Source organism: Dyadobacter sp. (genome assembly GCF_051859145.1).
Classification (GTDB): Bacteria; Bacteroidota; Bacteroidia; order Cytophagales; family Spirosomataceae; genus Dyadobacter.
Map to the genome: position 1 here is coordinate 1 of NZ_JBHYGF010000559.1, position 793 is coordinate 793.

General features: G+C 49.8%; 2 protein-coding genes. One reads left to right on the top strand and one right to left on the bottom strand.

Annotated elements, in window-relative coordinates:
• On the top strand, positions 1-361 hold a 361-nt coding region (locus tag ACTIE6_RS24110; RefSeq protein ID WP_439559057.1), incomplete at its 5' end, for a hypothetical protein.
• Positions 362-469: 108 nt separating this feature from the next.
• Here the strand turns inward: ACTIE6_RS24110 and ACTIE6_RS24115 are convergent.
• On the bottom strand, positions 470-793 hold a 324-nt coding region (locus ACTIE6_RS24115), incomplete at its 5' end, for a putative oxidoreductase C-terminal domain-containing protein (RefSeq protein ID WP_439559058.1).

Here is a 793-nt window from a genome sequence, read left to right on the forward strand (position 1 = left end):
TACCCGGGAATTGCATCACAGGATTGCCGCGGATGCGGGCATGCGGCTTTATTTGAATCCGGAATCACAGTTGAAGTTTTTTGTAGAAGGCAAGCTGGGCGGGAATTTCTTACTCTCGATCGTTCAGCGCAGAGCTGGCTATGGTGAGATAGCAGATATAGCGGTCAAAGATGTTTTTGGCTTCCAGCGCGTCGCGCCGGTCGCATCGGCTTCTGCGGGTTTCAAATGGTCGCGACTGACAGTGTCGGCCGAGTATAGGGACGATTTGATGGTTTCGAAACGGAGTGATAAGAGAAGCGGGGTCTCGGGTAGGGGCGTTTTTGGGAAAGTTGGTTTCGCATTGGTGAAGGGTGGGAAGTAGAGGTCATGGAAAGATTTCCATAAAAAAGCGAGCAGCGCAAAGCGCCACCCGCCAAATCCATTTCCGTTGACTTCAGTCAACGGAAAAAGGGGTAAAATTGCCAGAACACTACTTCGCCTTCTTCAGCGCCTCCGTCGTCAACCAATACTTCGCAATCATATTCGGCACTTCCCACTCCGGCAGCTTGCCTGCTTTTAGGAATCCCATATAAGCATTCGCCACCTGCGCGAAGTGTGATTCGTGACCCGTATCATATTTCGCAGGAATTGTAATCTCCCAGCCAGCAGCGATCTTTTTCAGCTCCACACCAGGATGTTTTTCCTGCACCGATTTGAATGCTGCAGCCACTGCATCTTCGTAAGCCTTGCTCTTATCTTTTGTTTCAATGTAAAGCACAGGCTTATATTTCTGTTCTTTGCCCTGACGAACGAT